Raw genomic sequence first — 20,295 nt, forward strand, 5'->3', positions numbered from 1 at the left:
ATGTCAAAAAAAATATGTTTTGTAATAATGGGATTTGGTAAGAAAAAAGACCCCATTTCGAACAGAACAATAGATTTAGATGAAACATACAAAAAAATAATAAAGCCTTCGGTAATAGCTTGCAATTACAATTGCGTTAGGGCCGATGAGATTTCAGACAGTGGTATAATCGACCGTAGTATGTTTGCATTACTGATTAATGCCGAATTAGTTATTGCTGATATTACAACCTATAATCCTAATGCCCTATATGAGCTTGGTGTTAGACATGCTGTACGCCCATACTCCACAATTATAATTAAAGAGGAAGAAGATATTAATCCTTTTGATATTAATCATAGCAGAACATTGAGCTATAGACATTTAGGGAGTGAAATATCCACCCTGGAAGCAAAAAGGTGCATTAGAGAGTTGAAAAATTTAATTAGTACAGTAACAAGTAGCCCTTTGATAGATAGTCCTCTCTATTCTTTTATACCAAAAGTGGTACAACCTACATTAGCCAAGGAAGATTTTGATGAAATTATAGGTGAATTACGTGAAAGAGAAGACTCTATCTATTCACTAATGGAGAACGCAAAAGAAATGATGGCTAAAGATAACTTCGTTGATGCAGCTCTGAAATGGAAACGATTAGGAGAGATGGTTGAAAATGACTCGTTTTTTGTCCAACAATACGCACTCTGCACTTATAAAAGTAATGTGCCTAATAAATTGGTCGCTTTGACCACGGCTTTAACAATTATTGAAAAATTGAAACCTTTTAATGACGCGGAATCACTAGGAATTGCGGGTGCAATTAATAAAAATCTATGGAAAGAGACACGAAACATTGAGTTCTTAAATATCGCAATAGAGACATATAAAAAGGGTTGGAGTCTTTTTAGTGATTATTATACTGGTGAAAATTATTCAAATTGTTTAGAACAAAGAGCGCTTAAGGAGGCTGATCTAGAGATAAAAACTTACTACAAAATTGAGGCAAAAAGAACTAGGAAAGATGTAATAAATATTGTTTTGTCTTTATTGTCTGTACCTGAAGAAGAATTAGAAGAAGTTAAGTGGAGATCCGCTACACTTTCTAATTGCTATCTAGCTCTTGGGGACTTGTCTAAAGCAAATGAATATGAACAAAAGTTTATAAATGAAAATCCGTTAAACTGGGAGATTAAAACTTTTGAATCCACAAAAAAAGAGCTTATGGAATTAAATGATTTATAATGGCAACAAATTTTAAAATATTTATCAGTCACTCATGGACATATCATGATGACCTTATAAGGTTAAGAAATCTTCTTAATACAAGAGGATACTTTAATGTTGAGTTCTTGGAGGCTACGGCTGATATTCCTATTAATTCACTTCACGCACCATATATAAAGCGAGTATTAAAGAAAAAGATTATCTCATCACATATTGTATTAGGTATAGCTGGGGTCTATGCGACACACAGCGACTGGATGAATTGGGAATTACTAACTGCCTTCAACAATAATATTCCAATCGTTGGAATTGCACCATATGGACAAGAAAGAGTATCTAAAATCGTGCAAAATTATGCGGAAGAAATTGTTAGGTGGAATACAGAAAGCATAGTAAAAGCAATTAGGACCCATTCATTATGAAAATTGAAGAAGTAGATTTTCCCTCATGTTATCTGGATAGTGATAGATCGTCATTGACAGCTCAGCGAATATATAAAAGGATTACCTATGCCATATTGATATTGCTTTTTATTACTACGTTTTATAATAGCGCTTCAGGTATGTTTAATATCTACTCAAATCTTCCAAATAAGATTAGTGCAGGTTTATTATTACTAACAGCTATCGGCTCGACACTGATGTTTTGGCTCAAACCAGAAAGAAATTGGTATGTTGGTCGCGCAGTTAGTGAATCTGTTAGGACATTAACTTGGCGTTTTATTATGAAATCTGAACCGTTTAATAATTCGGATGAAAGTTTAGACATCAATGAGCTTTCCTTAAGATTTCAAGACATAATGAATGAAGCCCAAAAGGAACATTTTATTCCCAAATCTAACGATATACATCAAGAAATCGTTACTCAAAAAATGAAAGATATTCGCAGGTTGAATTATTTAGAACGTAAAGATATTTATTCGAGAGAAAGAATACAAAATCAAATCAATTGGTATCAGAAGAAAAGTGTCCTTAACAAGCGCTATGCAGATGTTTATGGTGCACTTTTAGTCATTTTTCAGTTATTAGCAGCAGTGTATCTTTTCTTTTTTTATGAGTATCTAAAAATTTTAAATTTAGCAGAGATAATGATTTTTCTCTCCACTGCGACAATTACCTTGTTAGAATTAAATAAACACAAGGATCTTTATCAATCGTATTCTTTAACAAAATCTGAATTGCTCTTCATTAGAGCAAGATTTGGGGCAATACAAAATGATGAAGAACTTAATGAGTTCGTTTCAGAAGCAGAGTTGGCAATATCTAGAGAACACACAATGTGGCTCGCACGTAGAGGTAATTCCGAATACTTAGATAATAAATCGTAGATCGTACTATTTTATGATATATAATTTAGTGATATTTTCAATCTTAAAGCTCATCGCTGTTCTAATAAAATCTCCTTTTTTTAACAACCCAGCTATATTTTCAATAATTTGAATACTGACATCTTTAGATGTCACTTTATTTACTAAATAAATCTGATATGCAACACCATATCTTTCAGCAGCTAATAATTCATTAATAGTGATAATAAAACTAGGGAAGGAGGGAGCGCTTGTCGCTTTAACCTCAATATAGATCTTCTTATCATTCAAATCTGTATAAGAAATATCGTAGCCGTCCTTTTCGTTTTCCTTAGCATGATGCCTTAAGGTATTAGCCTCTGTTTCACTTAGGGTAGCTCTGAGGTGTTTAAGAACTAGTAATTCACCTTGATTACCATGCTTAGTTGATTTTAAAGGATTATAGAAGTTCTGTGAAGATCCATTAGTTGGTTCTTTAGATTTTGGGGTAGTAGTTTTTATCAAAGAAGTAGAAGCCATGCTTATACTTACATCCCCAATTGCAGGGAGTTCTGTGACAATAACTGGTTGCTCTGGACTTCCTGTTCTTTTTAAATTTAACTGTGCCAGCTCTAATATTCTATAGAATTTCTCCTCACTAATTGGTCTAACAGAGTTTTGCCTGAAATGATTTGATATTAAAACATCCTCTAAGTATTCACCATTTCGCTTAAAATCTAATGGCCTTTCGAATGCAATATAATTTGTGATATCAGCATAATAGTCACTTTGACTTTCTGGATCTGGGTAAATGTTAGCGATCTCACCGTAGCCGAAATATTGTGGCTTACTGGTTTTTGTTCTGCCTTTGTAATAAACGAATTTCATACCCGTTTTTAACCGATTGAAGTATCTGTTTTTTGGAAAATGATACCTTACACCAGTTTCATCATCCCACGCTGATATCTCGTTTTCGACTAAAATTCTATAATTATCAAGAGCCATAACCAAAACTATGGTTATAATTTCAAATTTTTGAAGTTTGAATCAAATAAATGAGATACTGTTGGAATTAAAAGATATAATAGAGCAATGCCTAATTAAGGCTATTAGTGAATTGGAACAATCTTAAAGTAATTTTCAACTCGAAATTTATTCTTTACTATTAGCACTGCTAATCATATAGTAGATCGTGATTAGATTTATCCATATTGTTGAAATGAAAGAAATTTTTCCAAGAACATCATTAAAATGATTCCGAAATATATCCTGCAGCATATAATATTCGAAAGAAGCAGGTAACACAATGGAAAAAACTAAGGGAAAGTAAACCACCCACTTAAAAATGACTTGAAAGATATTTGTCTTATCATTATTAAATCTTGTAAGTTCGATAGAATAAGAGAATGGCAATAGAATTCTTGATATGAGATTTGATTTTTTGTTATGTATATCTTTATAACTAGACTCCTGATTATAAATCGCCATGGAGACCATTTTCACAGCGGTTGAGGTTTCAGATTTATGGTTGGAAGTTAGAAATATATCCAAAAGAAGATATGAAAATAGTATTGGAAGAAGTTTAATAATAATACTTACATCGCTAATTGATACTGGACCAACCTGAAATGATTCAATTGAACTCTTAGCGCCTATTGTAAATAGAAATACTACAACAATTAGGGATACATGCTGCTTACGTAGTTTAGAACTTAATTCTTTGAGCTTGTCATTGGCGGTATTATAAAAATCTTTAAGATCTTCCTTACTGTTACTCTCTATAAATTTCAATATTTTCTGTTCTTTCATTAGATCGCGTTTTTTATATAAATTTAAATACTCTAGTTAAGCCCTAAAGCCTCAATCACCTCAAGAAACTCCTTCTCATCAATTATCGGAACAAAAGCGGTTTTATTAAGTTCTTTAATCTTTTCTATTTTGCTTGGGCCAGCATTTTCTCCCATAACTAGGAGGGAGGTTTTGCTGTTTATTGAAGAGGCCAATTTCGCACCCATTCTTATAACGTATTCTTCGGCCTTACTTCTGGAGATTTCATTGAATGTTCCTGTGACTACGACGTTCTTACCAAAGAAAGTCTGTTGAGATAGATTTTCTGAAAGATCATAAATTTCAATACCAGACAAATCAGCCTTTTTTATTTTGAATGGATTAGAGAAATCTTTTGTTGGTTCAATTTCAATCGGAAAGTTTCGCAACTTAAATGGAGTTCCTAGTTTAATAGCTATTTCCGCGCATGCAATGGCATCATATCTGGCATTGTGGTGATTGGATAAGTTGATGCCATAATGTAAACAAACACTTGGTAATGTGTTTTTTGCTAACTGCAGCTTCTGTTTAGCAGCTAAATATGTACACCAAAAATTAAATTGTGGGAGTTCAAGTGCATATAATTGTAGCACATCTCTTAGAACATACATGTCAAAAGAGGCATTATGAGCTATCACAATATTGCCATTTATTAGAGGCTTAATTTCCTGCCATATCTCGGGGAATTCGGCAGAATGTTTTACATGATCCAAGGTTATTCCATGTTTATAAACGTTTATAGGAGAGAAACGTAGTTCCTTGGGTCTAATTAGCCAATCTTTTGAGTCTATTACCACGTTGTTTTCCACTATAGCAATTGCAACTTGGCAAATACTATTACGATTCTCATTGGCTGTTTCAAAGTCAATAGCAATAAATGAGTTCATACTTTTGGTTTAGAGTTCGATTTCAAATAAATATAAATGGTTCTTTTCTTATAAATATAGGTCGGAACTATTTTTTTGTAAATGTTATAAGATAAATAAAGCCCCTCGTTTCCAAGGGGCAGTCATTAGTTTTCATTAATCAATTGATAGCCAGAACTGAAATTAGTTTAACTTAGCGCAGTGCGCGCATTTAGGTTTATTACCGGTTCCAGATCTTAGATTCTCTTTTTCAATGTTGTTACCTTCTGTACACTTAGTGTTGTCATGATAAACGTTTTGTTTAATCGAATGAAATGCAGCTGTCTTTGCCATAAAAATTGATTTATTTAAATGAGATACAAAAAACTCATTTAAATATTTTTCTTTCATACGGTTAACCGTAAAACGTAGTGCTTTTAAAAAATAGGTATGGACTTGAATTTTTGGATTATGACGTATATTTGATTTAGCAATAAGACCTAGTGTAAAGTAATATATCATTGCCTAATTTAATTTATGGAAATCTTTCAAACAATATTAACACTTCGGGCAAGAAGAAGAGGGTTTCACCTGATTACTGATGAAGTAGAAGCGGCCTTGCCAGAAGTTAGATTATTAAAAACCGGGATTTGCCAGATATTTATTCAGCATACTTCTGCGTCCCTTACTATTAATGAAAATGCAGATCCGACTGTTCGGAGAGATTTTGAAACTTTCTTTAATAAAGCAGTTGAGGAAGATGATCCGGATTACGAGCATGACTATGAAGGTTCTGACGATATGCCTGCTCATTTGAAATCGTCAATTTTGGGTAGCTCAGTAACTATACCTATTCGTAACGCAAGGTTTGCATTGGGTATTTGGCAAGGTATATATCTTTGCGAGCATCGTAATTATGGAGGTGAAAGAACCTCGGTTATAACTGCTTGGGGCGAAAAGTATTAGGAAATTAGGATTCCGTTATAAGTGCTAGAATTAGCTTTTTATCTGGTGTTTCATAAATTTCTATTTGTGCCAACATAAGATCTTCAATATCGTGACCCCAAATTCCGTACTTACCATTGGTGTCATTACGATTATATAAGGTCGTTCTTTTTTCTATGGGGATGGTTTTGATGGTGGCACTAGCTTCTTCCTCCGCGTATATTTTAAGATAAGCCTTATTGATTTCATTGATCAAATGCACTCTTGTAAAACCTGTATTTGAACTGAGATCGAATTTATATTAGTTGGTTAAAGGATAGTCAATGATTATGGTTACAGTGTGCTGGGTTATTACAATTTCTTCTGGATTTTGAAGCTGAGGAAGATTTTTTTCAGGATTTGCGATACTTATACTGGAAGTATCACCATCTTCAGAATCAGGAGTATAAACATTGAAGTTTATGACATCGATATATTTCCCCAAATTGCCATTGTTTCTATCAGCTGATGCCTGTTCTCTTTTCCTGCCCACCTCGGCAGGATCTATTGATTTTTTCTTTGCTAAGTTGCATCCCAATAATGCGAGAAGGAATAGGAGTGAGAGCAGTTTCTTAATCATGATTCTAATATAATAATAAATAGCGTATTCCGAATCCTGATGAAACGATGATGTACCCAGAAATCATCATATGCATTTCCATGAATTCAACTCATAGGAGTAAGGCTCAAAGCAACTTATAATAGAAAAAAATTCATTCTATTTTTTTCCAAAAATGAAGGGATATCCCAAATTTTTGGATTTTTTTTGGGTTCTTCAAATCCTTCGCTTCTTCTAGGGCTTTTGTTCGGACCTCGTTCGGCTCTGGCCGAACGAGGTCCGAACAAGGTGCGTTTAAAGGTGGTGTCAGGAGCGACTATATTATACGCCCAAATTCGGATTTTTTCCAAATCCGAAACCAAATCAAAAACAATCCAATTTAATGGCAACACCCTCTTGATTAAACCTTTTAAGCGGTGTTGTTCAGCTCAAAGTATTCTAATATCAAGCGATTTTTTTGATTTGATATATTAAATATAACAGAAATATAAAGACACATCTACATTCTACGCGGTTTACGACGGAATGGACGCAATACGTCACAATCCGCGCTTTATATGACCTTTTAATGACTGACTTAGAGCTTTGGTACCAAAAATAAAAATGGCATAGCAATAATCTGTAGCGCACAAGTAATAACACTTAGTACACTATAAACCGGATAAGCATCAAAATCCTTTAAAATGGGTTGTAATGCAAACACGCTAATTACCGTGATAAAAGTTAGAACCCATTTTAGCCAGTCCTTGCCTAAAAGTGCAAAATACCCCAAAATAGCAATTAAGAGTGCTGTTTCAAGCACCAGATTTCCTGTAGCAATATGCTTAGCATAATGCAGCATATGATTTGTTAATGTAACTGCTGATGCTGTAAAGAGGAGGTAGGCGGCAATCTTGTAATTTTTATGAATAGGTTCTTGCATGGTAGAAGTTTCTTCTTTCTAATAGAGATTACAAATATTATTTTTTTTTATTCATATACTCAATAATTCTTTTTGTAAAGATGGCTTTTCGAAATAGTATACTTTCAATCTGCTTATCAGCCGCCTCTAATCCAGTTACTGGATCAAGGATCTCAATCCGCTCTAGCCATTTAGTATCCAGGTTATCATAACGCTCATACATCTCTAAAAATTCTTCTGGAGTAAACCATCTTTTAATGGAACGATCGAATACCCATAACTTCTGTTTAAGTGCTTCGGAAACTATGTTTCTAATTAAAACTATTGATTTTATCTCTTGATCGTAATCACCCAGATAGCCAATTAATGGTCTGTGTTGTCTTTCTGGCCTGTTCCCCATTTTAGTAAGATTTAGGAAACAAAAATACTAATAATATTAGTATTTTTACAATTGATTTTGAAATCAAGGGTCTAGGTGTCTATAGTTCTTTTAGAAACAGCCAGCCACTAAGTGCACTATACCAATGAATAAACAAAGAGGACTGTAATATCGAGTATCCATTTTTGCAAATACAGTTTGTGTACGTCTTTTTGTAAATCCTACATTGTTAAAATTGCCAATTGCCCGAACAAGGAAAATTGCACCAATAACCAATATGGCATAGTGCATTGTGTTTTTACTTAATTCAAATTCTATCAGACCGCTGTATGAGAGGTCGGCTAGCATGAATAGCAGCAATCCTAATGCTACTATAAGTGTACCCATGAATCCTGGATTGAATAGTTTTTTGCCATTGCCGTTAGTCGGAATGACTGCATTTTCGCCCCATTTCCCACCAAGCGCCCAGTAGATATGGATAGAGGCAAGGCAGAAAAAAATTAGGCTATTTAGGATAAGTAGTATTTGAATCATAGGCTTATAGGCATGTACTAAATATAACAATTTGATGCTTATTTGCCTTTACTTTAACAGTCTTTAACGAGATCTCTATGAGTATCCCTCTTTTTCTATACTTTCTAAGGTGCTTTTGAAATAATCCAGTAAATTTTTATAGGGCAGTTCGCCAGGAAGCCAAGAAGCAAACATCCAATACTTCCAGGAATCTTCTGCCGATTTTGGAGGAATAATTAGAAAGTACTGTTCCTCTTCGATACCTGCAATTAATATACTTCTTGCTAACTCTCGACCGATATCTTCTAAGCCCTCTTGGTTCCATATTTCAACTATAAAGTTGTCAATATTGACCAAATAGTCTATGTTTTCGACAGCTTCAAATCTTGGTTTGGTATGATTTCTTGTTGCTGCAAATCCATTAGTTATTAAGAGAAAGTCTTTGTAGTCTTGTGGAAGCTTTATCCCAAGATTCTTCTCGACAGATTCTATATCAACAATTTTTGAAGGGTTATTACCTATCCAATTAGCTTTAATTTGTTCATTTGAATAGCTGTTGAAATGTTCTGATTTTATGGACAGTTCCGATATCTTTTTTAGTATGTTATTTAGCATAGCAAGACTGATTAACTAAATATAGGGATTTACTTCAGATTTATTTATATTCAAATTAGCTGCTACATTTGATTAAGCTTAATTTCTATTGGAGCGCTTGACAAGTTTTTCAATGTCTTGAATCCAGATTTTCCGACCCTGGGTTGTGATTATCCCTTCAGATTTAAACTCTTTCAAAAGCCTGATTACATTCTCCTTGGCTATTCCAACTATTGCTGCGAGGTCACTTCTAGATATATCTATAACAATTTGTTGCCCCTCAATAAGGCCTATTTTCGATTTTTCCCTGAATACAATGAGCGCAATCGCTAGTCTTTCAACGGCAGAGGCATCCGAAAATGCTGAAATGTTATTGGCAAATACAGTAAATTCATGGCTCAACGCTTTTAACAGACTTATTGCAAATTGAGGAGAACGCTGAAGAACTTCAAGAAAATCTTCTTTTGGTATGAAACTGATCGAACTCTCCTCTAAGACCGCCGCCGAATCCTGATGCCTTTCTTCGGCTAACAAGGCATGGTATCCAATTAGCTCTCCCTTATTGGCGACATAAATGATCTGCTCTTTTTCTGTAGGTCCTTTTTTGTATTTTTTTACTTTACCCGAATGGATATAGTAAATTCCAGAGGGCACCATTCCTTCCTTGAATACTATTTCTCCTTTCTTGTACTTCTCAATATTCTGTCTGCCGATTAAAAAAGTATAATCCTGCTCATTGAGCATATTCAGGACGGAACGGGTAGAAAACAACCACTTTTCTATGGGGAAAAGACCATTCAAACTCATGTGTGCAAAGTTAGCATAATAACGGGCTTTTAATGCCTCCTGTATTTTCTTAACAGGCTAGCTTTTTCACGAAGACATATTAGTGCATAACGAAAACAGCTCCATTGTGTACTGGTTAAATTCATTGGCGAAAGTTCTTCGATGGTAATTTCCAATTTACTGAAGCATTGGGATACAGGCAAGCCATGGACTGCCGCTTTCCTGGAAATATCCAGAATCACTGACTCCACTTGTGCATAGTTTTGCATGCAAGAAATCTGCTGAATCAAGGAATCTATCATTTCCTCCATTGTCATTCTTTTATTGGTTGAGTGACTCATTCCTTGATGTACATTTTAAGGTGATCGTTGAAGGTAGTTTGTATCAATTGATAGTTTTTGGGAAGTTCTGCATCATTTGCATGGTAAGTGACCAATCTGGTTCCATATGCTTTGTCTTCAAGGATTTTATAAAGATAATTGGCGTAGTAGTTGTATAAGCCTGCCGAATACTGTATTGAGTTGTCGATACGTCCAAAACTGTACAGGTTTTCCGCAAAAGAGTTGAAAAAATAAAGGCCGTCATAACGGCTAAAATCAAGCTCCGTGAAATTACCATGCATAAAGTGGATGTTGAGTTCGCTAGGGCTATTCTTCCTGGACAACAATGCAATTTCATGAAGATCTTTTCTTTGTTCAATTCCATAAAAATCACAATCTGGATATTCCTGTGCGGCGGCAATGCAAAATTTCCCAATACCGCTGCCAATATCAATGATCTTGCTGCCGGGTTTATCACTTAGAAAAGCCGCAGCGGTCTTAATCACCTCCAGCGGACTCCAATGCATGGGGGAAAGTTTCTTCATTCTTGGAGAAAGCTGGCTAGCATAAAGTTCATCGTCAGAATAATAGGCTGTTGAAACGGGACCTGTGTTCATTAATCGAAATATGTTGTGGCGAATTTAGGTTATAGAATCAACGGATTTCGTCACAAAAGATCATCGAAAAAAATGATAAAAGTCATTATTTGACAACTGTTGGTGACACAATTTGCCCTGACTTTTGTCATAGTTGCCCCTCATTATTAAAGCTATATTTTAAGAACTTAGTATCAATGGAACTATTCCATTATTAAAACTTAAAATCATGACAGTTAAAAACCCATTTGTCTGGACAGAGATCAGTGTAAACGACTTGGCCAGAGCTAAGAAATTTTATGAGTCGGTATTGCAGATTCAGCTATCTGAATTGGCGACTCCGGATACAATGAAAGTGGATAAAGATGACCCTTATTACTTTGAAATGCTTGCATTTCCTGGAGATATGATGGGGCCTGGCAGTAGCGGCACATTAGTTAAATCAAGTATGGGCAAGCCAGGTGCTGGAGGTACATTGGTTTATTTTCATGCCGAAGATTGTGCCGTTGAACTCTCAAGAGTGGCAGCCGCAGGAGGCAAAGTAATTGCAGAAAAGATGTCTCTTGGAGAATATGGCTTCTGTGGTGTTGCCGAAGATACTGAAGGCAATCATATTGGCTTTCATTCTATGAAATAGTATTTAAGTGCTGCTCAATTGTGGGCAGCACTTATTTCTTTTTACTCTTGGCCTTCTTAGGCTTAGGCTCTGGAAGGGCTGCCACTGTGATTTTCACCAGCTCACTGATCCATTCTCTGTCTTCTATTTGCTCCTCAATAAGAAAACTCGGTTTTGCTCCAGGATAGGGTGGTGCATCAACCACGTTTCCTATAAAGTCTCTTCCGGCTTCTGTTGGTTTAATAAACAATTTGTTATCACACACCAAAGCAAAGATCTTTTCATCTGCATATAGGCCGTATTCTCCAAACATCTTCTTGCCGCTGATTTTTCCAGCTCCTTGTATTTGGTCTACAATGAAATCAACAAATTTCTGATCTGATGCCATAGTTTACGTCTTTATATCTTACATTTAATATCTTTCAAATATGGATTTGAATTCACAAATATGAAATTTTTCGTAACACTCTTACTCACCATTTTTGTACTCATGACAAATGCCCAGCAAAAAGATAATCTAAAGATATCAAGAATTCCAAATCTGCAACAGCTACTTAAAGCGGAAACAATTAACAATAGCATTATCGAGATTGATAATTTCATTGGAGCGGTTTGCGATTATGGAGATCATATGGAGAAACTTTCTGAGTCTCAAAAGTTATTTTATATAAATCAAAATTTGGAGAGGGAAGTGAATAACGGCGGATTTAATCAATATTTTATCAATTCCAGTGGCGATTATGCTCATGAAACCGTACGCTCTTTAAAAGCAATTGGCGCCATCAAGACCGCTATTATACTACAAGAAGCTATAGATAAATTTCCCAATTCAAAAGTTCCAAAAGATAGAGAGAGCAGATCCGTTTTGGTAGGGAAAATTGATCCCGAAACCTCCATTTGGGATGATATTGAAAAACGCTTTATGGATTATGAAGAGGATCTTAATTCTTTAAATTTAAAATTCGTTGAAAAGCATGCTTCGGACTTTTAACAGTTAATTGCTTATACTTACCTTAAGTACAAACGCCTTAAAATCATATTAAATGACGCCTCGCATTAAACTATTTTTCGCTATAGTAGGAATCCTCCTAATTGTGATGGTTCTTAGAGAGACAGGAGTATTAGATCTTAACCTTTATAAGTCGGACGCTAACTCCTCATCAGATGCAACTTGGACGAGTGTAACTTATGATAATTCTAAGCCCAAATTAAAAACTAAATACTCCGATTTATCAATCGTAGTATTGTTTGAAAAGGACACCTTATACAAGGAAATAAATAGACGACCATCAATATTTCTAAGAAGTAAGCTAGTTTTATTGTTGGTGTTGTAAACACTCCGTCTAAAATAAATTATTTAAGATAGAAGTGTGCCGAATTAACTTTAACAGAAATTCCAGTATCTTTGAAAGATAAGGAAGAATTTGTTAAACTATTTAAAATAGCAGAGGTGAGCAATTTAAATCCAGATGAAATGGCTGCTTATGAAGCAAGTTTAAAAATCGCAAGGGATAATTATAGTCACGATGAAACGGTAAGAAAAGAGGCTGAACTCAAGGGGAGACTAGAGGGTAGACACGATCGAGATTTGGAAATTGCACGTGAAATGAAGAAGGACGATTTTTCGATTGAACAAATTGCAAAATTAACAGGACTTTCCAAAGAAGAAATAGAGTCTCTGGATCGGTAGACCAAAATAATTCCACCTCTTCCTAAAAGGTATATGTAAAGGGGCTCAGGTTTACTTAGCCCCTTTATTCAGTACAACTTCGGCCATTAGTGGGAGATGATCAGAATGATGAATATCGCTATTAGCGGCGCAGCTTATTGTCTTCTTCAAACTATCCTTGCTCACAAAAATATAATCTATCCTTTTTACGGCTTTTTGATCAGGATAGGTTAAAATATTTGTATCACCAATACCAATGTTAGCATAACCTTCTTCAAGTTGCCCAATCTCTTTCTGACCGGGCTCAGCATTGAGGTCGCCAGTTAATATAACTGGCAACCCTCTGTTTAAATAAGCTATCGTTTCCGAAGACTGAGTGATCCTGGTTGGCTGATCTAAAGCAAAATGCACGGTCGAAAAAATTATCTCTTTTTTACCCGGTAGCAATACTTTGGCCGATAATAATGCCAGCGATTTCTTTTCTGAGTCTTTGGAAATAGACGTGATCCTATCGTTCTTTGCATTCGAAATGGGATATTTAGACAAAATGCCCAAACCATACGCCCCTCCGTCATAAGCAAAATGTCTGACAAACATATAATGCATCCCGGTTATTTCGGCCAGCTTTTTCATTTGATCTTCCTTTCCAGATCGGTTACACATGCTGTCGACCTCCTGCAGACCTACAAGTTCTGCACCGGAGGCCTTAATGAAAAGGCCAATTTCCTTTAATGTATTAACCTCCTGTTTGTTTGCGCCATGGTGAATATTGTAGCTCATGATACGAACCTTCTGAGCCAATAGAGGACTATGAATAAACAAAACCAATAACAACAGACTTCCTATATATTTCATCATAATTTAAATAGTTATTCTTACTTCTTTTCTTCGTTAATAAAGATAAACTGAGTTTTTAAAGCTTCGTCTGGTGTAACCAGAATATTATGAACCGTCAGTTTTAATACAAGCTGTTTAGGCAGGTCCCATATCGCCTTAAGAATCATCTTAGTGGTGTCATGAGGTACCAGGGTTGCTTGTCCCATTGGGAACTTTTCGATGTTGTAATCAGCAGAAGCCTGGATCTTAAAAGGAATATCGCTGTCGTTAAACATACTTACTTCAAATATCGGCTCGCCGTTTCTTACCTTCTTTTCTGTAGTTATTTTTATAGCAGCTTTAAAAAAAGCTTCGGCTTCCGGCTGTCGCGCTATAAGGTAATCATCAAAATACACGGCAGTTCTTCTGGCTAGCATTGCCTCTTTTAAACTTTCCTCAGTTTTATCTTTAGCAAATACAAGTGTCATCGGACGATGTGTTTTTGCATACCTCGGGTACATATCATAATGCTCGTCGGTATTACAAAACATGGTAAGGTTATATTTCATTGCCAGTCTGTGCGCAATGATGTTATAGACTCCGGAATTGGCGACCTCCACGCCGCCAAGTATTTTCTTTTCCAGCAGCTCCTTATGGAAAGTTGTAAATATGGCTGTGTCCTTTTTGTCCCACCAGGAATAACCCGGATGATTATAAAACACAAACGCATCCTGTTTTTTTGCTTCGAGGAAAGGAGCGATCAACTGCTCATGCGTCATGCTGTCTTTCATTACAAATTTCTTCTTACCGCTTTTCATATACTCGATAGGGAGGATGTTGGCGTCTTTTACAAATAACGCATTATTATGATAAGGTGGTACCCTTGGCGAGATTTCTACACCCCTTATTATCAGCAAATCTTTACCTTTTGCGGCTTCAGTGGCTATCTGATAAGACTTATTGTAATCTCTTTTCAGTTCATCAGGGAAACCTTCGTAGTCTATATGCTCTGTTAGCGAAATAACGTCCAGTCCGTCTCGCAAGGCTTCATTGACTCTAAAAGAGGGCCATACATGTCCGTCTGAAAACACGGTGTGCATATGGAAGTCGCCCTTTAAAGTTTGAAAGCCAGGGATATTTGGAAGGGAGATCTTTCTTTGCACATCTTTTTTTTCCTGTATCTGAGCCGACACCTGGAAACTTAAATATAAACAGGGTACCAGAATCAGCAGTAACTTTTTTATTGTTGCCATAATGGGTTTTGTTTCAAATTAGGATTAAGAAGAATTTCATTCGGAGAAATAGGATACAGGTATTGCTTATCCTCGTACATTTTTTTAGTTGTACTGAGCCATAATAAATTACCTTTAGTGCCTTCAGATAGTTTAGAGGTATTATTGTCTAATACGAAGTAAGTTACCCCTGGTACTTTAGCAGTAGGAACTTTGTCTACAAAACTTACATCAGGCTTGCCATCCTCATTAAGATCCAGCAACTGGTCTTTTCCGGGAATATAAATGCCGGTATACTGTCTTTCCAGGTTTTTTCCGGCTTTCCAGCGTTTTAGGTCATCATAGCGGAAGCCCTCTACAGCCAGCTCAATTCCACGTTCTCTTCTTACCTCGAGTATCAAAGGGTCACTGATTGTTGGATAGAAATTGGTGCGCAGGTATGAATCAGCACTTGAGGGCATCATATCAGCATTTGCAATTCCAGCACGTTTTCTCAATGCACCTATAGTTAAAGACCAATCTGCCTGGCCCAGGGCGCCCAGTTCGGCCTTAGCCTCAGCATAATTCAGCAAGACCTCGGCATAGCGCATAATGGGAACGGAGTTATAACTTTCGGTTCGGGTGTCAAAATACTTATCATCCAGAGAGAATTTTTGAATCTGGTATCCTGAGTAAGTTACTGTGAAATCCGGTGGGGCAGGACTACCATCAGTACGTTTATAGTTGCCCATCCGTATGGTTTGCTGTAATCGCCTGTCGCGGTTCTTTACTTCATTCTGAAACTCCATGGTTTTGTACGATTCATCGTCAGTGAAGCGTGAACCATCAAGATTTAAATAGGTATTGATGAAACTTTTGTCAAGTCCGAGACGGGCACCAAGCGTGGCACTGTTGAACCACCAGGCAGCATTATGCCATTTTTTTAATGAATTATTGTATACTGCCGCAAGCAGGACTTCTGTAGATACCGGATTTTCACTAATGAACAAGGAACGGTAATCTCTGGTCGCATCGGTACCAGTCTGGAGTTTATATTGTCCACTCTTTATCAGGAGGTCGGCCGCTGCAGCACTCTCTTCGAGCCATGTATTTGCTGTGCCTATTAGTTTGGCCTCGGAATGATACTTCCTGAAAGTACCTTCAAACAGGCATATCCTGGATTTTAAAGCAAGGGCAACCCAACTGGTAACTTGTGTTGCCGAGTTGTCTTTGGTGGTGTATATATTATTAATAGCAAAATTGATGTCGGCAAGGACCGAATCCATCACCAGCGATCTTGGGTCTCTGCCTTTGTATAAATCAGGATCATTAATGCCCAATGTTTTATTATACCATGGCATATCTCCATACTGCTTTACCTGCTGGAAGTAAAAGTATGCGCGGAAAAACCTGGCAATCCCGGCAAAATGGTTTCTTGCTTTTATGGGTATTGCAGGATTATTATTGTAGTTTTCGAGGAAATAATTGATATTCCTCAAAGCTCCAAAACTCCATGCACCCACATCCTGGACATTCAATTTGCCACTGATGTAATTAGGAACCGTATTGGGTACCGTAATATCTGTCATCACATCTGCCTGGTATATGCCTGGGCCATCGGGAAGCGCATTTATATAAAAGGAATTCGCGTAAAGCTGGAGATTGTTTTCTGTAGAAAAAGCTTGTTCAGGTGTCAGTTTATCCACCGGATCTAAATCCAAAAACTTTTTGCATGAGCTGAATGTCATGGCAACAAGCACCATGAGCACTATATTTTTTATGTTCATCACTTTATATTTTAAGTTGAAATACATGTCGTTCATTAATTAAAACCCAACATTTATACCCACTGTATACGTTTTCTGCATAGGGTAAGAGAAGCCGTCTCCGCCACCGGCGTTGATTTCAGGATCTGAGCCTTCAATAACTTCTGGATCAAAGTTTTTGGTGATTTTATACATTGGCGAATAAGTCCAAAGATTTTGACCGGTAAGAAATACCTTAGCACTTTTGATCTTCCATCTGTTGGTTAATGTAGCTGGTAAAGAATAGCCTATAGTAAGGTTCTTTAACCTGATATAACTTGCATCCTGCAGGTAGCGGGTTTGGCGTACGGCCAGTTCTCTTGTGCCTGACAATGCGGTATAACCTCTATACCTTGGGAAATAAGCATTCTGATCCGGGTTCTCTTCAGACCATCTGTTTAAGTTGAAAGCCGGGAGAAAGCTATAAGGCCTGTTGTTTTGTCCCCAGAAAAATGCGGCTTCAGTAGATGGGTACCAGTCGCGCTTTCCTACGCCCTGAAAGAAGAAGGAAAGTGAAAAGTTTTTGAAGCCTAAATCGCCGGTGATACCATAGGGCAGCCTGATCTCTGAGTTGCCGATGATGCGCTGATCTCCAGGATTATCAAGCGTATTATTACCGGCGTTTACGAATCCATCACCATTAAGGTCTTTAAATTTGATATCACCAGGTAGTAATTTATTGGTATTTGAGACTACAAAATAGTTTTGGTTGGCATGATTCGCTATATCTTCTGCTGAGGTAAAGAAACCTTCAGTTTCGAAGCCCCAGATACTTCCAAGCCTCTGGTTGGTATAATAGGATGATAGCAGCTTATTTGGATTATAAAACTTGGTAATGGTAGAAATGTTATCTGCCAGGGTAAGGCGCAGGCTATAGGTGAGTGGATTGGTTGCTCCAATGCGGTCACGCCAGGTTAGAGATAATTCCCATCCTTTTGTGCTAAGGTCTGCATAGTTGCCTTTAGGTATACCTGCACCGAATACTGCCGGAAGGGGTTGTCCAATGGTAATCATATTGGTTGTGTTTCTCTGATACCAATCGAAATTTAATGTTAAACGGTTTTTAAGCAGTTCTACGTCGGTACCCAGATTAAGCGTTGTCGATTTTTCCCATGTCAGTCCGTCGGGAAGTACGCGTGGCATACTGATATAATTTGAAAAAGAATTGTTCATGATCATTCCGGAAGTACCTGGGGCTATTGTTTGAAGGAAAGTATAGGGAGCTATATCACCATTACCCAAAGAACCATAGGAACCTCTTAATTTTAATACATTTAAGATCGGTTTCCATCTTTCAGCAAATGTCTCTTCACTGATCACCCAGCCGGCAGATGCCGATGGAAAAAATCCAAAAGCCTGTGTTTGAGGGAATTTTGAAGATCCGTCGTACCTGCCATTCAGTTCGAGCAAGTATTTGTTTTTATATGAGTAATTGGCGCGGTAAAAAACACCCGCTGTAGCCCATTCCTCACCACCACCTGTAAGGCGGTAATTGAGACCTGTTGCCAGGTTAAAATCAGGCAGGTTATCTACTATAGCCCCATCACGCTGGCTGTACCTGAGCTTCTTTGAATTGTACTCGAGGTTACCGCCGACTATCAGTTTTACCTGATGGTTGCCCATCTGCTGGGTAAATTCGCCGAAGAGATTGGAGCCATAGTAATTTTCATTCACCTCTCTCTCACCAAGATAGTTGAGCCCTGAAGTGATGGTTTCACCAGGCTTTATGCTATAAGGTACCGGGAAGAATTTGCGCTGATCACCCTCTCTGGTGTTTAAATAGGAGAAATCACCTTTGATGATAAATTTATCCTTTATTGGTGTTGCTGTGAATCCGATGGTATTTCTATTGAAAGTTTCCGTTGCATTAGATTTACTTTTTCCGGTGTAAAAATCGCCTATAGAATAAGCACCTACGATGGACATTGACCCATCCGGGTTTAGCATGGGCGAGACCGGAAATGCGGTTACGGCCATCATTCGCCAGACGGCATTGAGCCCGCCAACAGCAGTAAGGGGGTAGGTATACTTATTGCTAGAGAAATCTGAATTGGTAGCAATGCTAAGCCAATCATTTACTTTAATATTTCCTTTAAAACGCAGGTTGTATTTGTTGAAATCATCTGAACTGTATCTGAAAATACCTTCCTGAGTATAAAAGCGTCCAGACATTTGGAAATTCACTTTATCCGATCCTCCGCCAATGCTTAAAGCATGTTCCATGGTTGCATTATTGTCTTTATAAAGCTCCTTTAACCAATCGGTACTTGCGTAATATTTGTAAGCTCCGGTTGTAGGGTCTATTGAAACCTTTGGCAATGAAGGGTTATCGTGCCTGGCTTTAAGTGAGTCAAGATCAGCAAGTGAAAAGGGCAACTGAGAATTGATGCTCTGCGGGTGGGACAGGTAATCGTTCCATGCATTGAAAGATTCGTCAAAGTTCTTTGCCCATATATAGCCGTCGGAAATGAGGTCTGGCGTGGTTGTACGTTGACTTAAAGAATAGTTGGTATTGTAACTCACCTGGATTTGGTTTGCTTTTGGGGATTTGGTGGTGATTAGAACCACGCCAAATGCACCTCTTGATCCATAGATAGCTGCAGAAGATGCATCTTTCAATACCGAGACACTTTCAATATCATTAGGGTTTAGTGTTTCCGGATCACCGGGTACACCATCTATAAGTACAAGTGCGCTACCGCCGGCGCCTATAGAAGTGGTACCCCTAATGTTATAAGTGGCGCCACGTGTAGGTTTACCGTCGGTCATTTTGATGTTTAAATTGGGAATGACGCCCTGCAAGCCTCTCGTAGCGCTTGGAAGGGGCCTGTCCTCAAAATATTCGCTACCGACCTGATCTACAGCGCCGGTAAGGCTTGACTTTTTCTGAGTGCCGTAACCAACAACAACCACGTCATCAAGTGCTTTTGAATCTGCTTTGAGCTGAACATTTAAAGTCGTTTGACTGTTGATCTTGATTTCCTGTCTTAGTGTTCCGATGTAGGTAAAGATCAGCACATCACCTGGTGTAGCCATGATGTTGAAATTACCATTGTTATCGGTTGTTGTTCCTACTTTACCGCCTTTAATAAATACACTGACTCCCGGTACCGGAAGTTTGGTTTCGTCGGTAACTGATCCCGAAATTTTGCCCTGCGCATTTACCTGTGCTGGTAGAAGAAAGCTAAACAGGATGGCAGAAAATAGAAGTTTGAATGAGATGTAATAGTGCTTCATGTGGTGTTCCTAACCTTTAGTTTGTTGTGAATTAATTTGAAAGCAATTTTATTCAAAGCAAATTAACAGGATGTAGGCCCAGCATTATTTTTAGATTAAAGAATCTAGGTTTTATTAAGAAGAGATTAAGGCAAGAGTGTTTTACCGCT

26 protein-coding genes are annotated in these 20,295 nt (G+C 37.2%); 8 read left to right on the forward strand and 18 right to left on the reverse strand.

The features are described 5' to 3' along the window. Genes J1905_RS05260 through J1905_RS05270 form a run of 3 tightly spaced genes read left to right on the forward strand, consistent with a single transcriptional unit; the run spans position 1 to position 2,530 of the window. Positions 1 to 1,221, forward strand: coding sequence for a tetratricopeptide repeat-containing protein (locus J1905_RS05260; protein ID WP_214226182.1), 1,221 nt, complete (start codon positions 1 to 3; stop codon positions 1,219 to 1,221). Then, positions 1,221 to 1,625, forward strand: coding sequence for a TIR domain-containing protein (locus J1905_RS05265; RefSeq protein WP_214226183.1), 405 nt, complete (start codon positions 1,221 to 1,223; stop codon positions 1,623 to 1,625). Before J1905_RS05260 ends, J1905_RS05265 begins: the two co-directional genes overlap by 1 nt. After that, positions 1,622 to 2,530: a DUF4231 domain-containing protein gene (locus J1905_RS05270; protein ID WP_214226184.1), complete on the forward strand. Its 909-nt coding sequence runs from the start codon at positions 1,622 to 1,624 to the stop codon at positions 2,528 to 2,530. The genes J1905_RS05265 and J1905_RS05270 overlap by 4 nt, the downstream gene beginning before the upstream one ends. 6 nt (positions 2,531 to 2,536) lie before the next feature. Here the strand turns inward: J1905_RS05270 and J1905_RS05275 are convergent, their stop codons facing one another. The 4 genes from J1905_RS05275 to J1905_RS05290 all read right to left on the reverse strand — a co-directional run bounded on the left by J1905_RS05275 (position 2,537) and on the right by J1905_RS05290 (position 5,682). Further along, on the reverse strand, positions 2,537 to 3,493 hold the full coding sequence (locus J1905_RS05275) for a protein NO VEIN domain-containing protein (RefSeq protein ID WP_214226185.1): 957 nt from the start codon (positions 3,491 to 3,493) through the stop codon (positions 2,537 to 2,539). Between the two features lie 147 nt (positions 3,494 to 3,640). Continuing rightward, positions 3,641 to 4,297: a hypothetical protein gene (locus J1905_RS05280; RefSeq protein WP_214226186.1), complete on the reverse strand. Its 657-nt coding sequence runs from the start codon at positions 4,295 to 4,297 to the stop codon at positions 3,641 to 3,643. A gap of 32 nt (positions 4,298 to 4,329) precedes the next feature. Then, entirely contained in the window at positions 4,330 to 5,202 is an 873-nt protein-coding gene (locus J1905_RS05285; protein WP_214226187.1) for a 3'-5' exonuclease, read from the reverse strand. A gap of 162 nt (positions 5,203 to 5,364) precedes the next feature. Beyond that, on the reverse strand, positions 5,365 to 5,682 hold the full coding sequence (locus J1905_RS05290; protein WP_214226188.1) for a hypothetical protein: 318 nt from the start codon (positions 5,680 to 5,682) through the stop codon (positions 5,365 to 5,367). A gap of 15 nt (positions 5,683 to 5,697) precedes the next feature. Here J1905_RS05290 and J1905_RS05295 point away from each other — a divergent pair, with 15 nt between their 5' ends. Then, positions 5,698 to 6,126, forward strand: coding sequence for a secondary thiamine-phosphate synthase enzyme YjbQ (locus J1905_RS05295; protein WP_214226189.1), 429 nt, complete (start codon positions 5,698 to 5,700; stop codon positions 6,124 to 6,126). 4 nt (positions 6,127 to 6,130) lie between these two features. On the opposite strand, the gene J1905_RS05300 is transcribed toward J1905_RS05295, so the two are convergent. From J1905_RS05300 to J1905_RS05340, 9 genes are all read right to left on the reverse strand, one after another. Beyond that, entirely contained in the window at positions 6,131 to 6,361 is a 231-nt protein-coding gene (locus tag J1905_RS05300) for a hypothetical protein (protein ID WP_214226190.1), read from the reverse strand. 45 nt (positions 6,362 to 6,406) lie between these two features. Beyond that, positions 6,407 to 6,724, reverse strand: a complete 318-nt coding sequence (locus J1905_RS05305; protein WP_214226191.1) for a hypothetical protein — start codon at positions 6,722 to 6,724, stop codon at positions 6,407 to 6,409. 556 nt (positions 6,725 to 7,280) lie between these two features. Next, positions 7,281 to 7,625, reverse strand: a complete 345-nt coding sequence (locus J1905_RS05310) for a hypothetical protein (protein ID WP_214226192.1) — start codon at positions 7,623 to 7,625, stop codon at positions 7,281 to 7,283. Positions 7,626 to 7,662: 37 nt separating this feature from the next. Further along, the gene (locus J1905_RS05315; protein ID WP_214226193.1) at positions 7,663 to 8,004 is read right to left on the reverse strand and encodes a hypothetical protein; all 342 of its coding nucleotides are present in this window, start codon (positions 8,002 to 8,004) and stop codon (positions 7,663 to 7,665) included. Positions 8,005 to 8,094: 90 nt separating this feature from the next. Next, positions 8,095 to 8,517: a DUF3995 domain-containing protein gene (locus tag J1905_RS05320; RefSeq protein WP_214226194.1), complete on the reverse strand. Its 423-nt coding sequence runs from the start codon at positions 8,515 to 8,517 to the stop codon at positions 8,095 to 8,097. 75 nt (positions 8,518 to 8,592) lie between these two features. Continuing rightward, positions 8,593 to 9,111 carry an SMI1/KNR4 family protein gene (locus J1905_RS05325; RefSeq protein WP_214226195.1) on the reverse strand — a complete coding sequence of 173 codons (519 nt, stop codon included), beginning with the start codon at positions 9,109 to 9,111 and terminating at the stop codon, positions 8,593 to 8,595. A gap of 78 nt (positions 9,112 to 9,189) precedes the next feature. After that, positions 9,190 to 9,897 (reverse strand): Crp/Fnr family transcriptional regulator, encoded by a 708-nt coding sequence (locus J1905_RS05330; RefSeq protein ID WP_214226196.1) that lies wholly within the window; start codon positions 9,895 to 9,897, stop codon positions 9,190 to 9,192. 29 nt (positions 9,898 to 9,926) lie between these two features. Next, positions 9,927 to 10,217: a hypothetical protein gene (locus tag J1905_RS05335; RefSeq protein WP_214226197.1), complete on the reverse strand. Its 291-nt coding sequence runs from the start codon at positions 10,215 to 10,217 to the stop codon at positions 9,927 to 9,929. After that, entirely contained in the window at positions 10,214 to 10,813 is a 600-nt protein-coding gene (locus J1905_RS05340; RefSeq protein WP_214226198.1) for a methyltransferase domain-containing protein, read from the reverse strand. The genes J1905_RS05335 and J1905_RS05340 overlap by 4 nt, the downstream gene beginning before the upstream one ends. Before the next feature lie 208 nt (positions 10,814 to 11,021). Between J1905_RS05340 and J1905_RS05345 the strand changes: the two genes are divergently transcribed. After that, a complete protein-coding gene (locus J1905_RS05345) occupies positions 11,022 to 11,429 on the forward strand; it encodes a VOC family protein (protein ID WP_214226199.1) in 408 nt (135 codons plus the stop codon). Positions 11,430 to 11,460: 31 nt separating this feature from the next. Here J1905_RS05345 and J1905_RS05350 read toward each other — a convergent pair whose 3' ends face one another. Beyond that, positions 11,461 to 11,796 (reverse strand): TfoX/Sxy family protein, encoded by a 336-nt coding sequence (locus J1905_RS05350; protein WP_214226200.1) that lies wholly within the window; start codon positions 11,794 to 11,796, stop codon positions 11,461 to 11,463. A gap of 60 nt (positions 11,797 to 11,856) precedes the next feature. On the opposite strand from J1905_RS05350, the gene J1905_RS05355 reads away from it, so the two are divergent. From J1905_RS05355 to J1905_RS05365, 3 genes are all read left to right on the forward strand, one after another. Further along, positions 11,857 to 12,399 carry a DMP19 family protein gene (locus J1905_RS05355; RefSeq protein ID WP_214226201.1) on the forward strand — a complete coding sequence of 181 codons (543 nt, stop codon included), beginning with the start codon at positions 11,857 to 11,859 and terminating at the stop codon, positions 12,397 to 12,399. Positions 12,400 to 12,451: 52 nt separating this feature from the next. After that, positions 12,452 to 12,742 (forward strand): hypothetical protein, encoded by a 291-nt coding sequence (locus tag J1905_RS05360; RefSeq protein ID WP_214226202.1) that lies wholly within the window; start codon positions 12,452 to 12,454, stop codon positions 12,740 to 12,742. Positions 12,743 to 12,813: 71 nt separating this feature from the next. After that, the gene (locus J1905_RS05365) at positions 12,814 to 13,098 is read left to right on the forward strand and encodes a hypothetical protein (RefSeq protein ID WP_250318011.1); all 285 of its coding nucleotides are present in this window, start codon (positions 12,814 to 12,816) and stop codon (positions 13,096 to 13,098) included. Positions 13,099 to 13,149: 51 nt separating this feature from the next. On the opposite strand, the gene J1905_RS05370 is transcribed toward J1905_RS05365, so the two are convergent. Genes J1905_RS05370 through J1905_RS05385 form a run of 4 tightly spaced genes read right to left on the reverse strand, consistent with a single transcriptional unit; the run spans position 13,150 to position 20,146 of the window. Further along, complete coding sequence (locus tag J1905_RS05370) at positions 13,150 to 13,935, reverse strand: endonuclease/exonuclease/phosphatase family protein (protein WP_214226203.1); 786 nt, start codon at positions 13,933 to 13,935, stop codon at positions 13,150 to 13,152. A gap of 17 nt (positions 13,936 to 13,952) precedes the next feature. Beyond that, complete coding sequence (locus J1905_RS05375) at positions 13,953 to 15,146, reverse strand: Sb-PDE family phosphodiesterase (RefSeq protein ID WP_214226204.1); 1,194 nt, start codon at positions 15,144 to 15,146, stop codon at positions 13,953 to 13,955. Further along, on the reverse strand, positions 15,134 to 16,891 hold the full coding sequence (locus tag J1905_RS05380) for a RagB/SusD family nutrient uptake outer membrane protein (protein WP_250318012.1): 1,758 nt from the start codon (positions 16,889 to 16,891) through the stop codon (positions 15,134 to 15,136). The genes J1905_RS05375 and J1905_RS05380 overlap by 13 nt, the downstream gene beginning before the upstream one ends. A gap of 39 nt (positions 16,892 to 16,930) precedes the next feature. Continuing rightward, complete coding sequence (locus tag J1905_RS05385) at positions 16,931 to 20,146, reverse strand: SusC/RagA family TonB-linked outer membrane protein (RefSeq protein ID WP_214226206.1); 3,216 nt, start codon at positions 20,144 to 20,146, stop codon at positions 16,931 to 16,933. Positions 20,147 to 20,295 lie beyond the last annotated feature (149 nt).

The organism is Pedobacter sp. B4-66, assembly GCF_018492665.1.
Taxonomy (GTDB): Bacteria; Bacteroidota; Bacteroidia; order Sphingobacteriales; family Sphingobacteriaceae; genus Pedobacter.

Bases quoted from the DNA above. Each gene is read 5' to 3' on its own strand.
- J1905_RS05345 (WP_214226199.1), top strand. From the start codon at position 11,022: ATGACAGTTAAAAACCCATTTGTCTGGACAGAGATCAGTGTAAACGAC.
- J1905_RS05375 (WP_214226204.1), bottom strand. From the start codon at position 15,146: ATGGCAACAATAAAAAAGTTACTGCTGATTCTGGTACCCTGTTTATAT.
- J1905_RS05310 (WP_214226192.1), bottom strand. From the start codon at position 7,625: ATGCAAGAACCTATTCATAAAAATTACAAGATTGCCGCCTACCTCCTC.
- J1905_RS05370 (WP_214226203.1), bottom strand. From the start codon at position 13,935: ATGATGAAATATATAGGAAGTCTGTTGTTATTGGTTTTGTTTATTCAT.
- J1905_RS05305 (WP_214226191.1), bottom strand. From the start codon at position 6,724: ATGATTAAGAAACTGCTCTCACTCCTATTCCTTCTCGCATTATTGGGA.
- J1905_RS05285 (WP_214226187.1), bottom strand. From the start codon at position 5,202: ATGAACTCATTTATTGCTATTGACTTTGAAACAGCCAATGAGAATCGT.
- J1905_RS05340 (WP_214226198.1), bottom strand. From the start codon at position 10,813: ATGAACACAGGTCCCGTTTCAACAGCCTATTATTCTGACGATGAACTT.
- J1905_RS05275 (WP_214226185.1), bottom strand. From the start codon at position 3,493: ATGGCTCTTGATAATTATAGAATTTTAGTCGAAAACGAGATATCAGCG.
- J1905_RS05295 (WP_214226189.1), top strand. From the start codon at position 5,698: ATGGAAATCTTTCAAACAATATTAACACTTCGGGCAAGAAGAAGAGGG.
- J1905_RS05320 (WP_214226194.1), bottom strand. From the start codon at position 8,517: ATGATTCAAATACTACTTATCCTAAATAGCCTAATTTTTTTCTGCCTT.
- J1905_RS05325 (WP_214226195.1), bottom strand. From the start codon at position 9,111: ATGCTAAATAACATACTAAAAAAGATATCGGAACTGTCCATAAAATCA.
- J1905_RS05265 (WP_214226183.1), top strand. From the start codon at position 1,221: ATGGCAACAAATTTTAAAATATTTATCAGTCACTCATGGACATATCAT.
- J1905_RS05270 (WP_214226184.1), top strand. From the start codon at position 1,622: ATGAAAATTGAAGAAGTAGATTTTCCCTCATGTTATCTGGATAGTGAT.
- J1905_RS05350 (WP_214226200.1), bottom strand. From the start codon at position 11,796: ATGGCATCAGATCAGAAATTTGTTGATTTCATTGTAGACCAAATACAA.
- J1905_RS05315 (WP_214226193.1), bottom strand. From the start codon at position 8,004: ATGGGGAACAGGCCAGAAAGACAACACAGACCATTAATTGGCTATCTG.
- J1905_RS05355 (WP_214226201.1), top strand. From the start codon at position 11,857: ATGAAATTTTTCGTAACACTCTTACTCACCATTTTTGTACTCATGACA.
- J1905_RS05290 (WP_214226188.1), bottom strand. From the start codon at position 5,682: ATGATATATTACTTTACACTAGGTCTTATTGCTAAATCAAATATACGT.
- J1905_RS05385 (WP_214226206.1), bottom strand. From the start codon at position 20,146: ATGAAGCACTATTACATCTCATTCAAACTTCTATTTTCTGCCATCCTG.
- J1905_RS05260 (WP_214226182.1), top strand. From the start codon at position 1: ATGTCAAAAAAAATATGTTTTGTAATAATGGGATTTGGTAAGAAAAAA.
- J1905_RS05360 (WP_214226202.1), top strand. From the start codon at position 12,452: ATGACGCCTCGCATTAAACTATTTTTCGCTATAGTAGGAATCCTCCTA.
- J1905_RS05330 (WP_214226196.1), bottom strand. From the start codon at position 9,897: ATGAGTTTGAATGGTCTTTTCCCCATAGAAAAGTGGTTGTTTTCTACC.
- J1905_RS05335 (WP_214226197.1), bottom strand. From the start codon at position 10,217: ATGAGTCACTCAACCAATAAAAGAATGACAATGGAGGAAATGATAGAT.
- J1905_RS05380 (WP_250318012.1), bottom strand. From the start codon at position 16,891: ATGAACATAAAAAATATAGTGCTCATGGTGCTTGTTGCCATGACATTC.
- J1905_RS05280 (WP_214226186.1), bottom strand. From the start codon at position 4,297: ATGAAAGAACAGAAAATATTGAAATTTATAGAGAGTAACAGTAAGGAA.